The sequence below is a fragment of the Bradyrhizobium sp. JR3.5 genome (genome assembly GCF_054057015.1).
Window position 1 is genome coordinate 4,730,149 of sequence record NZ_JBSRYV010000002.1, and the last position, 21,365, is coordinate 4,751,513.

Here is a 21,365-nt window from a genome sequence, read left to right on the forward strand (position 1 = left end):
TTTGCAGCCTCCGCCAGGAAATTCTCCGGAGCTGCGCGTGGCAAGCTTCAACCAGCGCAAAAGCCGAATCGTTCTGTCGCGGCCTGAGGCCTGCCGGCTAAACGACTTTTTTGAAGCCCGGCGGAAGGATGATCGTCGGTTTGCCAAGTGCTTTCACCGGATAGAGCAGAATGATGATATTGTGTGTCGTGTCGAAAGCCTCCGCCACGCACTCGTGAGGAAGGCCGTTGCGATCCGTCATTGAGATGGTTGTAGGGCGTGTCATCTTTCGACCGATCGGAAGGATAGGGCCAAGGCAATGATCGGTCGTTATGACGGAGTCCGCAGATTTGCCAAACTGAAGGATGAAAGGAGGCGAGGGTTCGATGCGACGGACCGCAGCCCGCGCGCCATGACCCGGAACGAACTCGATAGGTTCGAGGATATATACGGCGCAGGCACGATGGTGAGTGCGGGCAAATTCTCGGGCCGAGGCGTAGTTGGATGCGCCGAATTTCTTTGCGAGCGTGATGGGCGTCTTGATGTCGAACTTACAGTCAGCCGCATAGCGCGCGTAAGTGTCGCCCTTAAAGAGGGCAAATCGGGCAAAGTTGTTGGCCTCGCGTTCAAACTGGTCCGAGATTTCGGGATCGAGATGTTGTTCACTGTCCTGGAAGAAACGAAACATGCGCTTGTGAACGGGAAGGTCGTGATGCGCGGTTTCGTGGAGCGTCAGAAACGTCTTCTTTGATTTGGACTTGATGGCGCTGTCATCGATATGAATGACCGTGTCAGCGGAATCATAGAGGCCGAACAACTTGCCAAGGGCGGATTTTACGACGGTTGCTGTTTGGATTGCCTTGCCGGCCAAGTATTCCATGACGGCGACAGGGTCGAACAGGCTGGTTTGGGCAACGCGCACATTTGCAGCGGCAAGGATATCTTCAAGAGGCACCGGGAATCTATCCCATGCGCTTGCGCGGTCGAGGAGTTGCCGTGCTCGCTCCTCGACCGCGCGAAGATCTTCGGGTTCGAGACTGCTATCGTCAGCTTTTGTCACCCGGCTTTTTCCTTGCCCGCATGAATTGAAGGTACTGCAACATCTCGGTCTCTTCCTCCGCCGACAAATTGTGCTCGGCGAAGGTCGCGATACGTCCGTGCCGCTCGGTATCGGCGCGTTTGTTGCCGGATATGTACCCGGCCATGTCCATCAGATTCTCGAAGCTGATGGCATAGAGTTCTGCGAGCGCATGCAGAATGTTCGGCGATGGCTTTTTGATCTTGTTGTTTTCGATCTGCGACAAGTAGGCGTTCGAGACCTGCTTATTCGTCGCTTCCTCGACCTCGCGCAGACTTAGGTTCCGGTCCACGCGAATCGACGCGAGATACTGACCGAGCGTCAGTTTCGATGTGTTCCTTTCATCCGTGGGGGAGAGCATGGCGGGGTGCTCCTGCAAGCTATTGTTTCTGTTGTGATTCTATTCCGGCCAACCGCTATGGTCAAGCGCGCAAAGAGTGCGCTTGATATTCTTAGCGCGCTATGCTATATGGGAACCGTGGAAAGGCGAGGTGCCCGGACACGTCCCACAGGGAGTAGATCACATGACTGACAACCTTGAAGAAAGGAGCGCCGATTCAGGCGTGGAAGAGGTGCTGGACGAGATCATCGATCTCGAAGAGTACGCCAAACTGGGCAAGCGCCCGCCGCTCTCAAAGGGCTATCGGATCCTCGTGAACGGCGACCCGTTCGTAGTGAACGAGCCGACTCCGACCGGCCGCGCCATCCTGACGCTTGCCGGCTTGCTGCCCGCGGAGAACTATACTCTTCGCGTCAAAATGGCCGGTGAAAAGCCGCATAAGGTCGGGCTCGACGATCAGGTCGATCTCCGCCGCCCGGGCGTGGAGAAGTTCAAGGCCCTGCCGCGTGATCAGACGGAGGGTTGAGCGATGACCCTCCGTCGTCAGTTTGACTTGCTGCCCATCGACCGGGAATTTCTCGACGAATACGGGCTGCCGTGGGAAACCATCGTGGACGGCTCCCAGTGGGTGCTTATCCACGATTTCCCCGCGCCGCGCGGCTACAACCACGCGACGGTGACGGCGGCGATCCGCATCGAGACCGGTTACCCGAACACCGAACTTAACATGGTGTATTTCTTTCCGGCCCTCGCGCGGTCGGACGGAAAGAAAATCGGGGCAACCGAAGCGCAGCAACAGCTCGACGGAAAAACCTACCAGCGCTGGTCTCGCCATCGCACGGGCGCGAACCCGTGGAAGATCGGGCGCGACCACATCGGGACGCATGTCATCCTGATCGAGGACTGGCTCGACCGGGAGTTCGAGAAATGATCGCTCACATCACCCTGGCTTTTTCAGGCGACCAGCACGAGCATTTGAAGAGTTTTCTCTTCCCTGGCGACGGTAACGAAGCCGTCGCGATCTTGCTGTGCGGCAGCCGCGCGGGCGACCGCAGCCATCGGCTCGTCGTGCGCGAGATTCACGGCATCCCGTACGAGGACTGTTCGGAACGCACCCCCATGCGGGTCACTTGGCCGCCGGACTATATTGCCCCAATGCTCGACCGCGCGACCGCCGAAGGCCTGTCGGTCGTTAAGGTTCACAGCCATCCCGGCGGCTATGCCGCCTTCTCGCTAACGGATGACAAGGGCGACGAGCGATTGCTGCCGATGATCCGGGGATGGGTCGAGGCAGATGTGCCGCACGGAAGCGCCGTGATGTTGCCTGACGGCCAGATGTTCGGGCGCGTCTTGAACGCGGCCGGCGGTTTCGACCCGATCTATTGCATAAGTGTCGCCGGAGACGATCTGCATTTTTGGTATGCGGACGCGGGCAGTATCGAACTGCCCAACTTCGTGGCCTCCCACGCCCAGGCATTCGACAAGGGCACGATTGAGCGTTTGCGTCGGCTCTCGTTCGCGGTCATTGGCGCGTCAGGGACGGGCAGTCCAACCATCGAACAACTCATGAGACTTGGTGCCGCCCTGATTGTCGGTGTCGATGACGACCACATGGAGGAGCGCAACGTCAATCGCATAGTCCTGAACTCCACCATGGATGACGTGGAGAACGAGCGCCCGAAAGTTGACGTACTAGCCGACGCGGTCGGGCGCACCGGCCTCGGCACTCGGTTCATTCCAATGAAGAAAAACCTGTGGGACCCCGAGGTCATCCGCGAAGTCGCTCAATGCGACATCATCTTCGGCTGCATGGATACGGTAGATGGGCGGTATCTTCTCAATGCTATCGCATCCTACTATTCGATTCCCTACTTCGATATCGGCGTACGCCTGGACGCGACCAAGGATTTCGACGGCGTGGCCTACATCCGTGAAGTTTGCGGCACCGTGAACTATTTGCGCCCTGGTCGGTCCAGCCTTGTCAGCCGCGGCCTGTTCACGATGAGCGACGTCGCCGCGGCCGGTCTGCGCCGCAACGACCCGGCAGCTCATGATCGGCAGGTGGAGGATGGCTACATCAGGGGCGTGGCCGGGCACCGACCCGCCGTCATCAGCGTCAACATGTTCGCCTCGGCGCTTGCCGTGAACGAAATGCTCGCGCGCCTGCATCCTTACCGTGAGGAGCCGAACGGCGCATATGCCGCCGTCACGTTTAGTCTTGCGAGCATGGAGCTCATCTACGACCCTGAAGAGGGAATCTGCGATATCCTGGGGGCGAAGGTAGGCTTCGGCGATACGACGCCGCTCCTGGGGCTTATGGAGCTCGCGGAAAGGCGAAAGGCGTGAGCAGGTTTAGTCGGTTTCTGCTGAATGCATATGGGCGAGCAGATAGGTTTCTGCGGGGCGCATATAGGCGCATTCATAATTGGATCGTCCCGCCGTATGCGACCTTGCTGGTCGAAGACACCCTTCCCAAGCACCTGAAGCGCCGGACCCTCTACATCGTCCAGGAGGACGGCTACCAGGAGCAGGCAGCAATGATCTGCCCGTGCGGTTGCCGCTCTGTTTTACATATGAATCTTCTCCCCGATGAACGTCCTTGCTGGCGTGTTACGCGCCATGACGACGGGACTGCCACCCTCCATCCCTCGGTCTGGAGGAAAAAGGACTGCGGTTCGCATTTTTGGTTTCGAAATGGCCGCGTCCTATGGTGTTAATCGAACGTCGCCGCGGCTGTATGCAAACGCCGGTCGCATGCAGGAGCCGATGTGGCACCGCCTGCGGCCATTGCGATTGAGGGGGCTAAGAATCACGCTCAATCACTGCCCAAAAATGATGGTTCGTGATCGAGCATGCAGATGGGGTATCGCGTGGGATTGTTGTGCAGGACTCGAGGACGAGGTCGACAACCATTGGGGCATGCTGTTCAAGGCCGCCGTTCTCTCGACCATGCTCAGCGTCGGAGCCGAGGCGGGTACGAGCCAGAACGAGAACAACCTTCTTCAAGCGATCCGCAGCGGTGCGTCCAACAGCATCAGCCAGACCGGCCAGCAGATCGTGCAGCGCCAGCTCAACATCCAGCCGACGCTGACCATCCGACCAGGATTCCCGGTCCGCGTCATCGTCTCGCGCGACCTGGTGCTGGCGCCCTACCGCGAGGGAGGAACACCGTGACGAAACTCAAGCTTGGGCCGCTTGAAGACGACAAGCCGGTCAAGCTCGCCATCGAGCTGCCGGCGGCGGTCTTCAGGGATCTGAAAAGCTACGCCGACATTCTGACGCGTAGCGGAGGCGCGACGACGCCGACCGATCCGGCCAAATTGATCGCGCCAATGATCGAGCGTTTCATGGCAACAGACCGGGCCTTCGCGAAGGCACGCCGAGGTGCCTTCAAGCCGGAGGGGGATCGGTCGAAAGATCCGGGTAGCGCTCGCGAAGCAGGTCGAGGAACGGACGCAGCGATGGATTGCTGTTGGCCTGCCGCCAATAGGCGCGGACGCTCAGCCGCGTCGGCCCCTCGGCATCATTCACCTCACGGAAAGTGACACCCGGATAGGCTGCGCCAGTCGCACTTTCCAGTACCAGCAGAATACCCCAGCCCACGGCGACCAAGGAGAGGAGGCGGTCGAGCACGACATCATGGCGAAGCAGCAGGCAAGGGTCGGAGGATCCCAATTTGCTGATGAGAAGTTTCAGGAATTCCGGTCCCTGGCCGCGCTGTGACGACAAAAGAGGTTCGCGCCTCAGTTCGCCCCAGTGGACCACGTCACGGCCTGTCAGCCGATGGTTCGCGGGGAGAGCGGCAACGACACGCTCGCTCCAGAGCAACAATGACCTGTCACTCCATTTCGGATTGGGCTCGGCCACCAAGGCGACGTCAACGGCGGAGCTGGCGAGATCCGAGATCAGATGGTCGCTCGCTCCGTCGACCAGTTGTCTATCGACATCGGGGAAGCGGTGCCGGTGCTCGAGGAGAGTGGCCCGGAGATTGCCGGCTGAGAGGGAGGTGTGGATGCCGATGGTCAACCGACCGCTCTCGCCACGCGAGCGGGTCTTGAGACGAGCGGTCATTGCATCAGTTTCGCCCACGACGCGCCGGGCAGCATCGAGGAATTCCTGACCTTCGATCGTCGGTCGCGTACCGCCATTTGTGCGCTCGAACAGAGTGCTGCTCAACTTGTATTCGAGATTGCGCAAGCGGCAACTAAGAGTCGACTGCTTGATGTTGAGCGCTTCTGCCGCTTGACGGAGGCTTCGGTGCTGGGACGCGGTAATAGCCCAGCGCAGATCTCGAAATTCCACAGGCATGGTCGAAGCCCTATGGCGAGTTGGCTGTGACCAAGTGTTTTCTTGCGCAGGTCATTCTTGCTTGCTCTGCTTCAGCGCCTCCCTCGTCAGTCCTGAAACGACCATCGAACACGCTCCCGAGTAGGACTCGTTCGCCACTTGCTATTGCCGATGGCACGGACAGGGCGGTCAACCTGCTGCCGTCTGCCCATTTGGTCAGCCGAAACTCAACGGCGGGGCTTGGGTAAGTGACGGCGTCGCGTGGGTGTCTTGTGATCAGCCATCCAGTCCGATCGGTGAGAATGGCCGGCCGGCACTCTCGACCACTCCGTATGGGCTAGCCGGTCCGATAAGTGATTAAATACTCGGTGCGGATGCGTTTGATGCCGATCCGCACAGTGGGTGGTCAGGATGCCTGGCCCGAGCGCTAACTGGCTGAAGGGCTTGTCCAAGTCGCGCCGTCAATCTCCTATCACTTGGCAAACACGGCATTGATGGCATTCTTCGTCTTCTGGACGATGATGTCGGCTTCGTTCTTCGTCAGGCAAAGCGGCGGCGCGAACCCGAGAATATCGCCCTGCGGCATTGCGCGGCCGATAACGCCGCGCTCGAACAGTGCGGCGGCGACCTGCAGACCAACCTTCTGCGACGCGTCGAAGAAGACGCGATCGTCCCTGTCTTTGACGAATTCTACTGCCGCCATTAACCCGTCGCCGCGCACTTCGCCAACGTGTGGGTGGTCCCCGATCGCCTTGGCGAGCTCTGCACGGAAATAGGCGCCGGTGTCGCCGGCATTGGCGACCAGACCCATCTCGTCGATTAGATCTAGATTTGCGATTCCGGCGGCCGCGCAGATCGGATGCGCGGAATAGGTCCACCCATGGCCGATAGCGCCGAGTCTATCGGAGCCCTTCACGAGCACCTGCCAAACGTTGTCGGAGACAATGACGCCCGAGAGCGGCGCATACGCGGAAGTCAGGCCCTTGGCGATGGTGATCAAGTCGGGCTTGATGCCGTAGTGGTCGGAGCCGAACATCGTCCCAAGACGACCAAAGCCAGTGACGACTTCGTCGGCCACGAGCAGCACATCGTATTTCTTCAGCACGGCCTGGATCTTCTCCCAGTAGCCGGCGGGCGGCGGAACGATGCCACCGGTGCCGAGAATCGGCTCACCAATGAAGGCTGCAACTGTATCGGGCCCTTCGGCCAGGATCAATTCCTCCAGCTTGTCGGCGCAGGTTTGCGCGAATTGCTCCTCGCTCATCGAGCGGTCGGCGCGCCGGAAATAATAAGGCGCCTCGGTGTGCAGGATCGGCGCGCGCGGCAGATCGAAGGCGTTGTGAAAAAGCTCGAGCCCCGTCAGCGAGCCGGTCATGACACCCGAACCATGATAGCCGCGCCAACGCGAGATGATCTTCTTCTTCTCCGGCCGGCCGAGCACATTGTTATAATACCATATCAGCTTGATGTTCGTCTCGTTGGCGTCGGAGCCCGACAAGCCGAAATAGACACGACACATGCCTTTCGGCGCGCGATCGATGATCATCTTTGACAACGTGATCGAGGCTTCTGTGCCGTGGCCGACATAGGCGTGATAGTAGGAGAGCTCTCTCGCCTGCTTTGCGATCGCCTCAGCGATCTTCTGACGGCCGTAACCGACATTGACACAATAAAGACCTGCAAAGGCGTCGAGACTGGTCTTGCCGGATTTGTCCGTAATGTAGACACCTTCGCCGCTGCCGATCAGGCGGGTTGGGGTCTCGCCGCGCGCGTGCGCGCCCATATGCGTCGAGGGGTGAAAGAAATAGTCCCGATCCCAGGCGCCGAGTTCGTTCGAATTGCCGAGCATTGCTGTTACTTTCCTAGCAGTACGGGTGTCAGAGGGTTTGGACGCAGACATATTTGAGGTCGGTGAAGGCCTCCATGCCGTGGCGGGAGCCTTCGCGCCCGAGACCGGATTGCTTGGTGCCGCCGAACGGAATCGGGGCGCCTGTGATCTTCACCCGGTTCACCGCCACCATGCCGTAGTCGAGGGCGCGTGCCATGCGCTGCTGCCGCGAGCCGTTCTCAGTGACGACGTAGGCCACGAGCCCGTACTCTGTGTCGTTGGCCCGAGCCACCACCTCCTGCTCGGTGTTGAAAGGGGCAACGGCAGCTACCGGACCAAAGGTCTCCTCGCGCATGATGAGAGCTTCGTCGGGGACGTCGATCAGCAGCGTCGGCTGATGGAAGAGGGCTCCCAGTGGCGATCGACTGCCACCGGCAAGGCAGCGGGCGCCGCGCGACAACGCATCGCGCACATGCTCCTCGACTTTATGGACGGCCCGTGCGTGCATTAGCGGGCCAATCTCGACGCCCTCTTCGAGCCCGCTGCCGAGTTTCAGCGCCGCAACGCGCTTGGCGAATGCGACACAGAAGGCCTCGTAGATCGAGCGTTGGACGTAAAGACGGTTGGCCGCGAGACAGTCCTGACCGGAGGTGGCAAACTTGGCGCCAACCGCAATCTCGACCGCCGCGTCGAGATCAGCGTCGTCGAACACGATGAAGGGCGCGTGGCCACCAAGCTCCATCACCAACCGCTTCATGGTCGGCGCGCACTGGCTGGCGATCCTGCGGCCTATCTCTGTTGAGCCGGTGAAGCTTATGGCGCGCACGCCCGCGTCGGCACAAAGCCTTTCGACAATAGTCTTCGCATCCCCTGTGACAACGTTGAAGGCGCCGGCCGGAAGACCAGCACGCTCACCAAGTTCGGCAAGCGCGAGTGCCGAAAGTGGCGTTTCGGAGGAAGGATGCGCTACGACAGTGCAGCCAGCGGCAAGCGCCGCAGCGACCTTGCGGGTCAGCATGGCCGAAAGGGAAGTTCCATGGCGTAACCACACCAACCACGCCGACTGGCTCCCGTACAACCGACATCGCTGCCCCGGGCAAGTGGCCAGTCACGCCCTCGACGCTAAGGCGCTTGGCCTCTTCTGCATACCATTCAACGAAGGAAGATGCGTAGTCGATCTCGCCGCGTGATTCGGCTAGGGATTTGCCCTGTTCAAGGGTCATGATGAGCGCAAGGTCTTCGCGGGCAGCAATGATGAGATCGAACCAGCGCCTCAAGCACTTCGATCGCTCCTGCGGCAACAGCGCTTTCCAGGCTGGGAAGGCCCTCGTCGCTGCCGCGATCGCTTCTCCTGTCTGCTCGGCGTCGAGCGAGGCCACGTAGCCGAGGATCGCGCCGGTCGCGGGATCGGTGACCTGAAAGCTCGTTGCGGCGTGACTCGCTGACCAGTTGCCGTCGACGTAGGCAAGCTCGCGCAGCAAGCGCTTGTCGCTTATACGGTCAAGCGCTGGGTGGCGGTTGGTTCGTCCAATATGAGCAGACATCGTCTGTTCCCTCTCCAGGATGCGAACCAAGTTTACCTGCACGTGGTGGAGGAAGAGGCCGAATGCCGCGCTCTGGGCAGCCCGTCGGTCTAAAATCGAACGCGGACGCGGAGAATCTCTCTCGCTCGGGGGACGCTGCGCCGTCCATCAAAAAGTCATCAGCATCGCATGCTTGGGTCGGCAAGCGTTTCGACCGGGAGGACGTCCTCATCCTTCACCGTCTTTGTCACAATGTAAGTGAAGTACCGGGCGATACCGATCTCTCGATCGAGCAAGCTGTCGACGAGACGTTGATAAGCATCGACGTCGTGGGCCACAACCTTGAGCAGGTAGTCGACGCCGCCGCCCACCGACCAGCAGGCGACGATTTGAGGGATTTCCCGAACTACGCGCTCGAACCGGTCGAAGTCCGATTGGCGGTGACTTGCGAGCGTGACCTCCATCATTACGGTCGTCATCGGCGCCACCGCGCGCAGTGAGAGGCGCGCGTGATAGCCGACGATTACTCCGGCTTGCTCGAGCTTTCGCAGCCGCATCCAACAAGGCGTTGGCGAAAGCCCCACCTTTTCCGCCAGGGCCAGCTTGGTGATGCGCCCGTCGCGCTGCACGGCGTCGAGAATCTTAAAGTCGGTATGGTCGAGTTTAAGTGACGCCATTCTGGTCCATTCAGGTAGGATCACGGCATCTTGAGCTTCTGAGGCTTATGGGTCCGTCAACCCCTTCGTCTTGTGATCTTCTGTCGTTCAGTAAACACCGCATCCCCGATTTTGCGTTCACGGTAGATTGTCGCGCTTGATGGTCTCACGAACTGTCATGCCACCTGACTGGTTTTGGACAACGAACTCCCGACTTCAGGCAATATGGGTATGAAAAAAATATATCAAATGAACAGTAAAGTCTATGTCTGATCAATGAATTTCTCTTTCCGACCGGCGTGCTGGAGGGCGGGCTAAACCCCTAGCGTCCGCGATTATCGACCGATCCGAGATCAAACATTCACCGCCTGCGGTGCAACACGGCGTCGTCTTTGACCGAAAGGAGATAATGGTGCCGAACAGCGCTTGATCATGTTCGCAAACCCGGGTGAAGGGGACGAAAGCAGTCTCCGACCCATGGTCTCGAGCAGATTACTTGTGCCAGTTGCCGTGCCAAATCGGCTTGCGCCTGTTAGTGAAAGCGACTGCACCTTCAGTGGCTGCGTGTTCCAGGGATGAAGATCAGCCATGCCAGGCCATCGTGATCACGGATTGCAGACGATGGTGATCACGTGTGCGGCGAACACGACTAACCTGTTTATGTCTGCTGGACATGGTCTCCCTGGTCAAGACGGGCGGCAGACCTTGGAGATCGTTCCAGCGGTCCATGGGAGGGGCCCGCACACAGCTGTCACCAGATTCGAAAAATTGGAGTTGATTGAAAAAGGCCTCCGGCGGGCATGCCGGAGGCCTTCTTGGAGGTTAACGTAGTTCTACAGAGCCGTTTGTTTTCTCCTTCGCCAGTTTGACGAAGACTCACCAGTTACGCTGAGCGCGGAGTAGCAGCGTGAGGCTGCTCTGGTTCTTCAGCTCATACACAGCGCCCGGTTTGGCGATACCCGACTGCAGCGGCAGCGTCACCGTGCTTCCGCTTGCATACTTTTGATCAAGCACGGTGTAGGCGAGGTCGGCCGAGAAGGTCAGGTTCTTGACGGGAGTCCAGTACGTTGCCACACCGGCAACTGCATAGTTGAAGTCGGGGTTACAGCCGGCAACACCGCTTGACAGCGCAAGCGTTGTGACGAACGCGCCGCAGATATAGCCCTTCGCTGTGCTGTTATACCGCACAGCAGCCCATGCACCGTAGATGCCGGTAGCCCAGCGCGGATCCCAGTTGTGGGTGTAGCCGCCGCGGAAGCCATAGGTCGTGGTCAATTCCTGGCCAGAGCCAGCAACGAACACGGAGTCTGACAGACCACCAAGTCCGACGCTCTGGTAGGCACCTGCGAGGCCCGTACCACCGTACATGGCATACGTGGTCGACATATAATCCTGAAAATTGTAACGGCTTGCGCCGTTCGTATAGACGCCTGTCAAGTTGATTGTGTCTCCCGGACCAGTCGGGATGTTCTTAATCGACAATGCCAGTTGACCAGCCCAGCCCCACTTGTCGGCCGGATGGCCGGTCGTTTCATCGGCGCCGTAGTAGGCGGCGTGATTGTTATGCGCGGCCGCCGACGCCTGAAAGAGACCCCAAGCCTGATCAACGCGAACCATGGCCACAAGGTCAGGAGACCACGCACCGCCGATATCGTTTGCACCGTACGCACCGGTCGTAAGACCCGCGGCCGTCGCCCCGCTCACGTTCCAGACGTTGGTCGTGTCATGCTGGACTTGATCCTGGGCAGAGAAGGACGCTGTGATGCCTTGACCGAAGTCTGCGGTATAGGTGAACTGATTGACGGGGTCCCAGCCGCTGCCGCCTGGCAGGCCATCGAAGTTGTTACCAGGATAGTTGGTCCAGGGAGCGGAGAATTGCGACTGGGCCTTACCAAACGTGAAGCCAGCGAACTGGATGAATGCGTAGTAGACGCCGAGCGTACCACCGGCGACCGTAGCTCCGCTGTAGGCGGTCGAACCATTCACGGCGGTTGTACCGGCCCCGGCATAGCCACCGGAGTTCCAGGTGAACACGCCATCGAAGAAGGTGCGGACCACGCCGTACTCGGTCGCCGTGCGCGTGTCGATTGTCAGATCTTCGCGCGATCCAGTGGTGTAGTAGTTGCGTAGGCGATTTTGCGCGCCAGCCACTCCACTATTTGCTGTGTCATAGAGACCGTTTGTGGCCAAACCGGCTTGGACACGCAGATAACCACCGAGCTTGATGCAAGTGTCAGTACCCGGAATGTAGTAGAAGCCGGCACCGTACAGGGAGCAGACCTTCACGTATTCGACCGCCTTGGCCTTGACGGGCAGATCAGCGGCCTGCGCTCCGGCTACGGCGATCACCCCCGCCGCCGAACCGAGCATCAGGACCTTCACCATCTTCATAACACTTCTCCAAATTGTTTCATCTCAAAAGTGGCCGCTCGACTGTCGCGGAAGAGATCGACCACCTTCCCCCAATCGTTCTCGACTTGCGGGGTCTTCCTCGAACGCCAACTCACAAACTGAAAGTGGACGTCGCGGTGCGGACCATTCCGCTCATCGCTCGCGTACGTTGACAGATTGTGTTGGGAGATAGATCGCGATCTTTGTGCCGAATGCACGAAAGGATCACTCTGTACTCAGACCGTGCTCTGTTGGGTTCACTATTGTGCGTTCAACACCGTATGAGCTCTCATGCGTGCATTTCACACGAAGCCACGAGTGTGCTTTAGCGTGCCGCGCAACCGAAATGCCTCGCTCGAGACCGTTGAACTGTGAATCTTCTCAAGCGGTGTTGCGGATTAAATTCATTCCGCGTGAATCCATTGATCACGCAGCCAACCACGCAAAGACGTCTCTCAAGACGTGATCTGCCCGAGCCGGTGCTTCTGCTAGCTATTCCGCGATCTCTGGATGCTCAAGGGAAGTATATGCGCCCGTGATCACTCCATGGCAGCAGCATGCCTTCTGCTCGAGGCATCCGCCGTCGTCCACCTGCAAAACGCCTCGCATCTTGCGGATTAGACCTTGCTCCTCAAATCGGATCAGCGTCCTAGTGACCCCCGCGCGATGCAATCCGAGAACGGCTGAAACATAGTCGTGTGTAATCGGAAGGACATTGCTGTCGAGCGCGTCGCACATCAGGCAGAGCCAACACGCCAGGCGCGGTTCGAGCCCGTGTCGGACGCCACATAATCCCATCTGAGCGCAATGCGTGTTGTGCGTTTGGGAATATCTCAAGAGATGTTCGAGAATTTTCGGTCGTTCAGTCGTCACGCGACGCAAATCGTTGGCATGAATTCTCAATGCGTGACCCGGAAAAAGCACAACAGACTGTTGTGTTGGAATGTTTCCGCCGACTACAAGCGAGACGCCAACCGCCCCTCGATATCCTACGACGGCCGCTTCAAGTAGACTTCCCGGGGCAACAATCCTTAGCGACACCAGCCCCGACTCTATGAAGTAGACGTGATTAAAAGGCCTTTTTGGCTCCTGCAGAACCATACGTTCTCTCAAGGCTATCGGCTCGAGGAACGTCCCGATTGCCGCCAGGTCTTGCAGAGAAAGCCTCGCCAGGATTGAATTTTTGACAAACAAGTGTCCATTCGAACGTCCGGTACCAGGCCGGAACAACATCGGCTCTGTAGCTGAACCGACCGCATCTGCGGAACTGTCAAGCGGTTTAATGACGGCAGGCACTTTCTCGGTCATAGTGCTTCTACCATGCAGATGTCTGTTAGGAGTAGCGAATCTCAAGCCTCGATTAATGCGGTCGCTGGGACGTCTCCACCCAAGTCACCGGCCTTGCGTGTACCGGTATCGTGAGGTCGAACTTGATTCGTGGACCAAGCTCGGAAACTCCAACAGTTCGGACCGCGCCAGCGACTGGTCGTCGCGTTGCAACCAGTCAATCGTCGCGTGCGCAAGTGATGTAGGCACGTGTCCATCTCGCCGTCGCAAACGATGTCGATGCCCATTTCGAATTGACGACGCACGACCGATCTCACGGGATCCACGACAACGCGGGTAAATTACGCTAAGCCGCTGGCACCTTTTGCGGCGTACGAGCGATGCCTCAAGTTCAAGCGCGCTTTTGAAATTTGCGCCCAGATCGCGGCCGCGAATGGTTTGACCGGGGGGCATCTGGCGCATGTTGGCAAACCGGATGAGCTTCATGCTCCACACGCCTCCGGAGAATTGTTACGCCATAATTTCAGCACCAAGGATAGTTTCGGCTTCAGCAATCACCTCTGCTCGGGGCTGAGGAAATTGGTCCCGGACGTTCTGTTTTTCAATAGACCTGCTCGTACAAGCTGCAGATGTCTTCTTGAGGTTTTCCCTTGAGGAATGCCATCTCACCCATCTTGTGCTTTGCGTAAGTGTCACCGAACCCCGGAGGAAACCACCCGATCACCGTCGGGTTCGCCAGCAATTGATCGAGAGCCTCCGGCAATGATTTCGGCAGGCGAACAAGGCCACGCGCCGCCAGGACCTCTGGATCAAGAAGAGAAAGGTCCTCGCTTGTTGCATCCGGTATCGGTAACCCATCTTCAATGCCTTGGCAGCCAGCGTGTACGATCGCTGCAAGTTGCAAATGTGGACTTGCCGCTGCGTCGGCAGCACGGAACTCGAAATTGAACTGGGCGGCTTTGGAAACATCGCTCAGATCAGAGACGGGGCAGATGCGAACGGAAGCTTCACGGTCACGGAAGCCGAGATTATTGAAGGCGGCGCTCCAGCGGTGCGGTGTCAGCCGAAGGTACGACACGACGCTCGGCGCCGTGATCGCGACGATCGCATCGAGATACTTGAGAATACCGGCGATGAATTGGCCAGCCGTCTTGGAAAGCTCATGTTTTCCCGTTCGGATCCCAGGTCGCCGGTTCGTCGCCATTGAGGAAGCTGAGGTGAATATGCACCCCGTTGCCCACGCCTGCTGGATTGCGGATGGGTGTGAACGTAACCTCCTTGCCGGAAGCATTCACAACCAGACGCACGAGCTCGCGTACGATCGTCGACTGATCCGCAATCGCAATCCCCCGCGATGGTCCCATCGTGACTTCATACTGCCCGGCGCCAAACTCTTTCATGAAGGTGTCTGGCTCCAGCCCTGCTGCGCGCATCGCTGCTACAAGCGTCTCAGCCAGACGCCGCTCGGCACGGAAGCCGTTTAAGCTGTACGCGTCTCCAATGAGACTCGCGGCATTCCGAAACTGGAATTCGTGTTCGAAAGCGCCGAACAGGGTCAGGCCGGCAACGCGATCCAGACGATCGAGAGCGCCCTTGAGGATCGAACGGGTGCAGTATTCCCACGGTCGGCCGTCAGTGTGGCGAATATCACCCAATGCGAAGTGCTCGACCGGTGTGCCATCACCAAGGTCGACCCGCACCCTTGCAGTTCCATCAGGAATGAGGACGAGGTCGCCAAGCGAACCGAAAGGGCTTTCAGCGATAGCGTCAAAACAGGTGATCTGCACGTTCGTCGGCGTCCAGCCGATTCCGCGCTTCGTCCGCTTGTCGAATTGCGTCGCTGGAAATGCTTTCCCGCGGACCTTGCCCGCAAGATCGGTACAACAGGCAACAATCATTTCCTCAGAGATCATCTTTGTCCCCCAACGCCTTGCCCGGCGACACCAGGCGAAGCCGATCCCAGGCCTCGAGACGCTTTTTCGTCGTGTGCCAGTTCGTTTCAGATACCTTGACCATCAACGCTTCGACGAAAGCGACGGCGCAGACGAGCGTGTCCCACGCTGTTTCAATTTCGATCGGCAGAGCGATGACGTGGTCGCTGTGACGCGCGATTGGCGACATCCATTTATCCGTGATCAGCACGATCGACGGTCGACACTCTTTTGCAACGATCTCCGCAAGTGTTTCCAGGTCGCGCTGGTAGCGGCGAAAATCGAACAAGATCACGACATCTTGCTTGCGGATCGAAAGCAGCAAGTCCGGCCAGTGCTCCGGGTTTGGTGGAAGATGATAAACCTTCGATCGAATCTGCTTAAGGTGGACCGATAGAAATCCGGCAAGGCTGTCACTCACGCGTCCGCCAAGCATGAAAATTGACCGAGAGGGATCAGCGATGAGCGCCAGGATGCGATCGAACTGTTCTTGCGGTACGCTCCCGCTCATCTCGTGTATGCGTCCGGCGGCACGGTGCGCGTAGTCGGCTAAAAAGGTCTTTGCGCTGCCTAGCTTTTCTGTTGCCTTGAGCTCCAGCGGCGAGCTTCGGGCTTCCCGGAGTTCTGCTATGAGTTGGCGCTGAAACTCTTGATAGCCGGCGAAGCCGATTTTGCTGACGAAGCGTGTGATCGACGGCGCGCTGACGCCCGTGCGTTCGGCCAGCTCCTGGATCGTCTGGAGAGCGCCGAACGGATAGTCTGCCAGCACCGCATCCCCGATCTTACGTTCACTGACCGTTAGATTGGCGCTTTCACGCCTGATTGTCTCTCGGACTATCATGCCACCTTACCGGATTTGGGGAACGCTTCACTCTAGGAGATACGGATATGAAAAAAATATGTCAAATGAAAAATTTACAGTATATCTGATCAATAAATTTCTCTTGCCCGGACGCCTCGCCGGAGGAGGGGGACCAATGCCGATCGAAGCGCCTTTATCAACGGACGCTAAATCGAACATTCATCGCGTGCGGTGCAACATAGCGTCGTCTTGGACCGAAAGAGCATCGTTTCCGACGGAAAAAAGTATGCTGCCGAGCAGTCCTCAACCTGATGACGGGAGCGAAGGCAGTCTCCGACTTGCGCTAGGTGCCACGCCAAATCGGCCTGCGTTTGCTGGTGAAAGCGACAGCGCCTTCAGTGGCGTCGTTGGATTCGATCAGCCTGCCTAGCAGCTTGTCGTTGAGCTCCCACAGGCGCTCCTGTCCCTGTTCGTTCGGAGCTTTGAGCAAGGCGAGGCTTGCTCGGATGGAGAGGGGTGCATTGCGGGCAACCGTCTCGGCCAGATCCATTGCGACGTCCGTTAATTTGACCTCCGGGACTACGCGATTCACAAGGCCCAATTGATACGCGCGAGCGGCATCAAAGAGTTCACCCGTAAGGAGTATTTCGCTCGCGATCGCGCGCGGCAGTACCTCACCCAACCTGAATGCACCGCCGGCGCCTGCGACCAGACCGCGTTTGGCTTCCGGCAGCCCGAACTGGCAGGTTTCAGTCGAAACCGCGAGATCGCAAGCCAGCATGAGCTCAAATCCGCCAGCGATGGCCGCGCCCTGAACAGCGGCGATCAATGGCTTGGTTCGTGCTCGACTGACAAGCCCACCGAAGTGACCTTCTCCGAACAAGATCTCTTCGGCTTCGCCGGCGACGAACGCCTGCAGGTCCATGCCAGAACAAAAAGACGGCGCCGTTTCCACGAATGACGCCGACTGCGAGCTCCTGATCGCCTTCCAGCCTATTCACGGCCTCGCGCAGAAGCCGGCAAGTGTGCGCGTTTAACGCGTTGCGACGATGCGGCCTGTTGATCGACACAATCCCGATTTTTCCGTAGGTTTCAAACAGAACCGTCTCAGCTGAATCTGCCCCCGCCATGGATCACCCTTCTGCTTCTGCATCAGCCAGTTTTGCTGCTTCGTTCGCTTGAACAAAGCTGCGGATTCACTCGGCGCTGCCAAGACCCGGCCGAAGTACTCAAGGTCTGTCACCTCGCGTGCGGCTGACGTCAGGATTGACGCAACAGCATCGGGAGTGGGCGAGCTCCAATACATCCGTAGCCTCAACTGCCTGCCGCAGGCCTCTCCGCTGCAGCCTCATCCTCGGCCATCTTCCGCAAGGCTGTACGAACAATTTTCCCCGTCGTGGTCATGGGCATATCATCGATAAATCGCACAACGCGCGGGTATTCATGCGCCGCGAGCCGCGATTTGACGAAGCCGGCAATATCGTCAGCCAAAGCATCTGATCCGGTATATCCGTCCTTGAGCACGACATATGCGGCTACGACCGCACCTCGCAGCGAATCAGGCTTAGCGACGACCCCGGCAAGACGGACCGCCTGGTGCGCAAGCAGGCAATCCTCGACTTCGGCAGGGCCAATTCTATATCCGGCCGAGCCAATGACATCGTCGTTGCGTCCGACAAAACGGAGCCGGCCCTCAGCATCGCGCACTCCCAGGTCACCCGTCAGGAGCCATTTCCCGTCCGGCCCGTCGACGAACTTCTCGCACGTCGCGTCGGGATTGTTCCAATAGCCGATGAACATCACGGGGTCCGGGGACAAAACCGCGATGGCGCCCTCCGTCTCTTCATCTTGGCGCCTGCCGGTAACAACATCGATCACATCAACAATGTGACCGGGCACGGGTCGGCCCATTCTGCCCGGCAAAGGTGCCTCCAGCGCCGCGCAGGAGGAAACCACCATGTTGCACTCGGTCTGGCCGTAGAACTCGTTGATCGTGACCCCTAGTGTGGCGCGTCCCCATTTGATCAATTCTGCACCCAGGGTTTCGCCGCCGCTCGCCACCGATCGGAGGTGACCATCAAGCTTTTCCGCGTCCGACAAGAGCTTCATCATCTTCAAGGCGGTGGGAGGCAGAAATGCATTGCGTATCCGGCAGGTCTTGATGAGATCGTAAGCTGCCTCTGCGGTGAATTTCGTAAACCGGCAGGCAACAACCGGGATGCCATGATGAAGCGCCGGCATCAGCACATCGAGCAGGCCGCCAATCCATGCCCAGTCCGCCGGGGTCCAGAAACGGTCTCCCTCCTGGGGGAGAAAGTCATGGCTGATCTCGATTCCGGGAAGATGCCCCAGGAGAACCCGGTGCGCATGAAGAGCACCTTTCGGATTTCCTGTGGTCCCTGAAGTGTAAATCAGAATTGCCGGATCGTCCGCACGTGTCGCTACAGGTTCGAACTCATCTGATTCTGCGGCACACAGTGCTGCGAAACTCTTGGCCGGTTCTATCGCGCCATCGACACTGATGATCAGCTCCAGCGCTGGCAGGCGCCCAAGCAGAAGTTTAAGTCGCTCAGCGCCGGAGGCGTCCGTCACGATTGCTCTTGCGCCGGAATCTGAAAGACGATGTAGCAGTGCATCGGGACCAAACAGCGTAAATAGCGGGATCGAGATGCATCCGAGTTTTGCGAGCGCGATATGCGTCACGGCTGTCTCAAAGCGCTGAGGCAGCATAACAGCCACCCGGTCGCCCATCTCTCCCGCACGCCGCCCGATGCCGCACCCTCTCAAGGCATTAGCCAGTCGGCTCGACATCGCCTTCAACTCGGCAAAGCTATATTCGCGAGTCGATTTTCCAGGCTCCACGTCGATGATCGCCAAGCGGCCGGGCTCTTTGTCGGCCCACCGGTCGCATATATCCACGCCGATATTGTAGTCATCAGGGATATTCCACTGAAACAACCTTCGAACCTCGTCGAAGGTTTTTCCACGCTTGAGCATCACTCCCCCTTTGGCTTGCGTTTTAAGAAGGCCGTTGTCCCGATCTATTCTCCGGGCGAAGCGCGACCTTCGGTTACTGTGCTGTTCCTGAAGTGCCCAACGGTCAGCTCGATCGTTTTGTTCGTCACATCGGCAGATCCTTCTTGCTAACGAGCGCGCCATTCAAGTGACCACCGCGTCTTTCGTGCATCTCGTCATCGTCGATCGAGCAAGGGTCTCTCTGCCAACGCAAAGCTGCGCCTTAAATAGAGTGAACAGGCAAAGCGAATTGTGAACGCTGGCCGCGCGAGCCTCTTGCTCTCTCGTGCATGCCTTCTAGTCGGTCTAGCGCAGAGGCCTGCGCGGGAACGAGTACGTGCAAGCCATCGACAGCGTTCGGCACTTCCGTGTGAACCGGCCCTGAGGCTCCTGACGGCCAGCAAATTGGATCCTAATGACTGGGGTGATCGATGGCGCACGACTGCTTGACTTCTGGAGAGCGCCGAATGGATGAACCGCCAATTGGGCGCGAAAGACTCCAGCTCAGTATCGGCGAGCGCAGGACGGAGCATGCGGATGTCTCTTGCACTGTCATAAGGCCCAGCGTGAGCAATTCCATGCTTCAAAAAAACCTAGTTCAAGCAATAGGTCGTGAAAAAAATATGTCAAATAGAAAAAATTGTTTGACTTTGATCGCCAAATTTCGTTCAATCCGACCATGCAGTGTGGTGATGGGTGCCATGCAGCAGCCTTGGGTGATGTGTTGCAGCATTCAGAGACCTTCGCGAGTGTGCTTTCTCCTTCTGACCCGCGCCCGGTTGAGGTCGTCAATGCCGGCGGACGTGCTGACTTTGTGCTGGTTTGCGAGCACGCGGGCGCGGCTATCCCACAACGGTTCGGAAATCTCGGTCTGCCTGCGGCCGAAATGCTCAGGCACATTGCCTACGATATCGGTGCCGAGGCTGTGGCGCGTCGCCTTGCAGATCGGCTCGATGCTCCGCTTTTCCTGCAGCGCTATAGCCGGCTCGTCGTCGACTGCAATCGTCCGTTTAGCGCGCCAGGCTGCATTCCGGAGGTGAGCGATGGTAGGGTCGTGCCAGGCAACTTGCACCTTACGGAATATCAGCGCCGGCAGCGTTATGGGGCGATCCACGAGCCATTCCATCGGGAAGTGGCGGTCTTTCTAGATCGTCGCGCGACGGCAGGTTCGCCGGCGGTGTTGGTCGCGGTGCATAGCTTTACGCCGCGGCTGGCAGGAGGACCCGGGCGACCTTGGCAACTCGGTGTGCTCTCCAATCGTGACCGTAGCTTTGCCGAGCGTTTTCTCGGCTCCTTTCAGGAGTGCAATCCGACGACGATCTGCGCGCGCAACGAGCCGTATGTCGTCGACGACGAGGGCGACTACACGATCCCGGTGCACGGCGAGGCGCGCGGCTTGCCGCACCTTCTGCTTGAAATTCGTAATGATTTGATCAGCGATCCCGAGGGGCAGCACAGATGGGCGACCTTGATCGCCAACGGGCTGATCGATGCGCGAGAGAAAAAGCATGTCAACGGCTGAATTCCCGACGACACGCGAGGTGCCGCTCAATCCGAAGCGGTCGGCGTTGTTGTTCATCGACGTGCAGAACTTTTGCGTGCGACGTGATGGCGGCGAGTTCAAGGATGTGTCGGACGCCGAGATAGCCGGCAAGTACGGCTATTATTTCGATCGCTTGAACAGCGTTGCCATACCGAACATGCAGCGGCTGCAGGCCGCGTTTCGTGCGGCGGGCATAGAAGTACTTTTCACGACGATCGAGAGTCTCACCAAGGATGGTCGCGATCGCAGCCTCGATTACAAGATCACGGGCTTCAATGTCGCGAAGGGCTCATGGGACGGAAGGGTTATCGACGAGATAGTGCCCGGCGATGACGAAATCGTGCTGCCGAAATCCTCTTCGAGCGTCTTCGTGTCGACCCACATCGATTACCTGCTGCGCAATCTCGGGGTCAAGCAGTTGGTGCTCGCAGGGGTCGCAACTGACCAGTGTGTAGAGTCTGCGGTCCGGGACGCCTGCGACCTCGGCTATCTGGTGACGCTCGTCCCAGATGCCTGCGCCACCTATAGCCAGGAGCGGCATGACAATACTCTGCGTGCAATCAAGGGTTATTGCCGTCAGGTCCCAACAGAAGCGCTGATCAAGGAAATCGACGGTATTCGGGCAAGGTAGAGAGCGCGGGAGTCGCTCAATCTTTGGGTTTCAAGCGAAGCCGGCTGAATCAAAAGACTGGCAATCGCAATCAT

16 protein-coding genes and 4 pseudogenes are annotated in these 21,365 nt (G+C 58.6%); 8 read left to right on the plus strand and 12 right to left on the minus strand.

The features are described from left to right. Positions 1-97 precede the first annotated feature (97 nt). Together ACVWW1_RS39705 and ACVWW1_RS39710 are read right to left on the minus strand one after the other, a co-directional pair. Positions 98-1,039 carry an ImmA/IrrE family metallo-endopeptidase gene (locus ACVWW1_RS39705; protein ID WP_456659640.1) on the minus strand — a complete coding sequence of 314 codons (942 nt, stop codon included), beginning with the start codon at positions 1,037-1,039 and terminating at the stop codon, positions 98-100. Further along, positions 1,026-1,418, minus strand: coding sequence for a helix-turn-helix domain-containing protein (locus ACVWW1_RS39710; protein ID WP_456659641.1), 393 nt, complete (start codon positions 1,416-1,418; stop codon positions 1,026-1,028). The genes ACVWW1_RS39705 and ACVWW1_RS39710 overlap by 14 nt, the downstream gene beginning before the upstream one ends. Positions 1,419-1,581: 163 nt before the next feature. Between ACVWW1_RS39710 and ACVWW1_RS39715 the strand changes: the two genes are divergently transcribed. The 6 genes and pseudogenes from ACVWW1_RS39715 to ACVWW1_RS39740 all read left to right on the plus strand — a co-directional run. Then, positions 1,582-1,923 carry a multiubiquitin domain-containing protein gene (locus tag ACVWW1_RS39715; RefSeq protein WP_429033582.1) on the plus strand — a complete coding sequence of 114 codons (342 nt, stop codon included), beginning with the start codon at positions 1,582-1,584 and terminating at the stop codon, positions 1,921-1,923. Between the two features lie 3 nt (positions 1,924-1,926). Next, positions 1,927-2,328, plus strand: coding sequence for an E2/UBC family protein (locus ACVWW1_RS39720; RefSeq protein ID WP_429033585.1), 402 nt, complete (start codon positions 1,927-1,929; stop codon positions 2,326-2,328). Further along, a complete protein-coding gene (locus ACVWW1_RS39725; RefSeq protein WP_456659642.1) occupies positions 2,325-3,743 on the plus strand; it encodes a ThiF family adenylyltransferase in 1,419 nt (472 codons plus the stop codon). The genes ACVWW1_RS39720 and ACVWW1_RS39725 overlap by 4 nt, the downstream gene beginning before the upstream one ends. 191 nt (positions 3,744-3,934) lie before the next feature. Beyond that, entirely contained in the window at positions 3,935-4,114 is a 180-nt protein-coding gene (locus ACVWW1_RS39730) for a DUF6527 family protein (protein WP_244443473.1), read from the plus strand. A 166-nt stretch (positions 4,115-4,280) separates the two neighbouring features. Then, a pseudogene (locus ACVWW1_RS39735) lies at positions 4,281-4,571 on the plus strand (TrbI/VirB10 family protein); the annotation flags it as partial. Beyond that, positions 4,568-4,720, plus strand: a pseudogene (locus ACVWW1_RS39740) (DUF2274 domain-containing protein); the annotation flags it as partial. The pseudogenes ACVWW1_RS39735 and ACVWW1_RS39740, both read left to right, overlap by 4 nt. Positions 4,721-4,787: 67 nt before the next feature. On the opposite strand, the gene ACVWW1_RS39745 reads toward ACVWW1_RS39740, so the two are convergent. The 10 genes and pseudogenes from ACVWW1_RS39745 to ACVWW1_RS39790 form a co-directional block, all read right to left on the minus strand. Beyond that, positions 4,788-5,705 carry a LysR family transcriptional regulator gene (locus ACVWW1_RS39745; RefSeq protein ID WP_456659643.1) on the minus strand — a complete coding sequence of 306 codons (918 nt, stop codon included), beginning with the start codon at positions 5,703-5,705 and terminating at the stop codon, positions 4,788-4,790. A gap of 451 nt (positions 5,706-6,156) precedes the next feature. Continuing rightward, complete coding sequence (locus tag ACVWW1_RS39750; protein ID WP_456659644.1) at positions 6,157-7,533, minus strand: aminotransferase; 1,377 nt, start codon at positions 7,531-7,533, stop codon at positions 6,157-6,159. 28 nt (positions 7,534-7,561) lie between these two features. Further along, a pseudogene (locus tag ACVWW1_RS39755) lies at positions 7,562-9,056 on the minus strand (NAD-dependent succinate-semialdehyde dehydrogenase). Positions 9,057-9,214: 158 nt separating this feature from the next. Further along, a complete protein-coding gene (locus tag ACVWW1_RS39760) occupies positions 9,215-9,712 on the minus strand; it encodes an Lrp/AsnC family transcriptional regulator (RefSeq protein WP_456659645.1) in 498 nt (165 codons plus the stop codon). Positions 9,713-10,567: 855 nt separating this feature from the next. After that, positions 10,568-12,082, minus strand: a complete 1,515-nt coding sequence (locus ACVWW1_RS39765) for a porin (protein WP_456659646.1) — start codon at positions 12,080-12,082, stop codon at positions 10,568-10,570. A gap of 492 nt (positions 12,083-12,574) precedes the next feature. Beyond that, a complete protein-coding gene (locus ACVWW1_RS39770) occupies positions 12,575-13,390 on the minus strand; it encodes a Crp/Fnr family transcriptional regulator (RefSeq protein ID WP_456659647.1) in 816 nt (271 codons plus the stop codon). Between the two features lie 580 nt (positions 13,391-13,970). Beyond that, positions 13,971-15,282, minus strand: a pseudogene (locus ACVWW1_RS39775) (glutamine synthetase). Further along, the gene (locus ACVWW1_RS39780; RefSeq protein WP_456659648.1) at positions 15,272-16,141 is read right to left on the minus strand and encodes a MurR/RpiR family transcriptional regulator; all 870 of its coding nucleotides are present in this window, start codon (positions 16,139-16,141) and stop codon (positions 15,272-15,274) included. Before ACVWW1_RS39780 ends, ACVWW1_RS39775 begins: the two are co-directional and overlap by 11 nt. A gap of 304 nt (positions 16,142-16,445) precedes the next feature. Beyond that, positions 16,446-17,057 (minus strand): enoyl-CoA hydratase-related protein, encoded by a 612-nt coding sequence (locus tag ACVWW1_RS39785; RefSeq protein WP_456659649.1) that lies wholly within the window; start codon positions 17,055-17,057, stop codon positions 16,446-16,448. A gap of 359 nt (positions 17,058-17,416) precedes the next feature. Then, the gene (locus ACVWW1_RS39790) at positions 17,417-19,099 is read right to left on the minus strand and encodes an AMP-binding protein (RefSeq protein ID WP_456659650.1); all 1,683 of its coding nucleotides are present in this window, start codon (positions 19,097-19,099) and stop codon (positions 17,417-17,419) included. Between the two features lie 658 nt (positions 19,100-19,757). Here ACVWW1_RS39790 and ACVWW1_RS39795 point away from each other — a divergent pair. Continuing rightward, positions 19,758-20,639, plus strand: a complete 882-nt coding sequence (locus ACVWW1_RS39795) for an N-formylglutamate amidohydrolase (protein ID WP_456659651.1) — start codon at positions 19,758-19,760, stop codon at positions 20,637-20,639. Then, positions 20,626-21,291: an isochorismatase family cysteine hydrolase gene (locus tag ACVWW1_RS39800; RefSeq protein ID WP_456659652.1), complete on the plus strand. Its 666-nt coding sequence runs from the start codon at positions 20,626-20,628 to the stop codon at positions 21,289-21,291. Before ACVWW1_RS39795 ends, ACVWW1_RS39800 begins: the two co-directional genes overlap by 14 nt. The last annotated feature ends 74 nt before the right edge of the window (positions 21,292-21,365 follow it).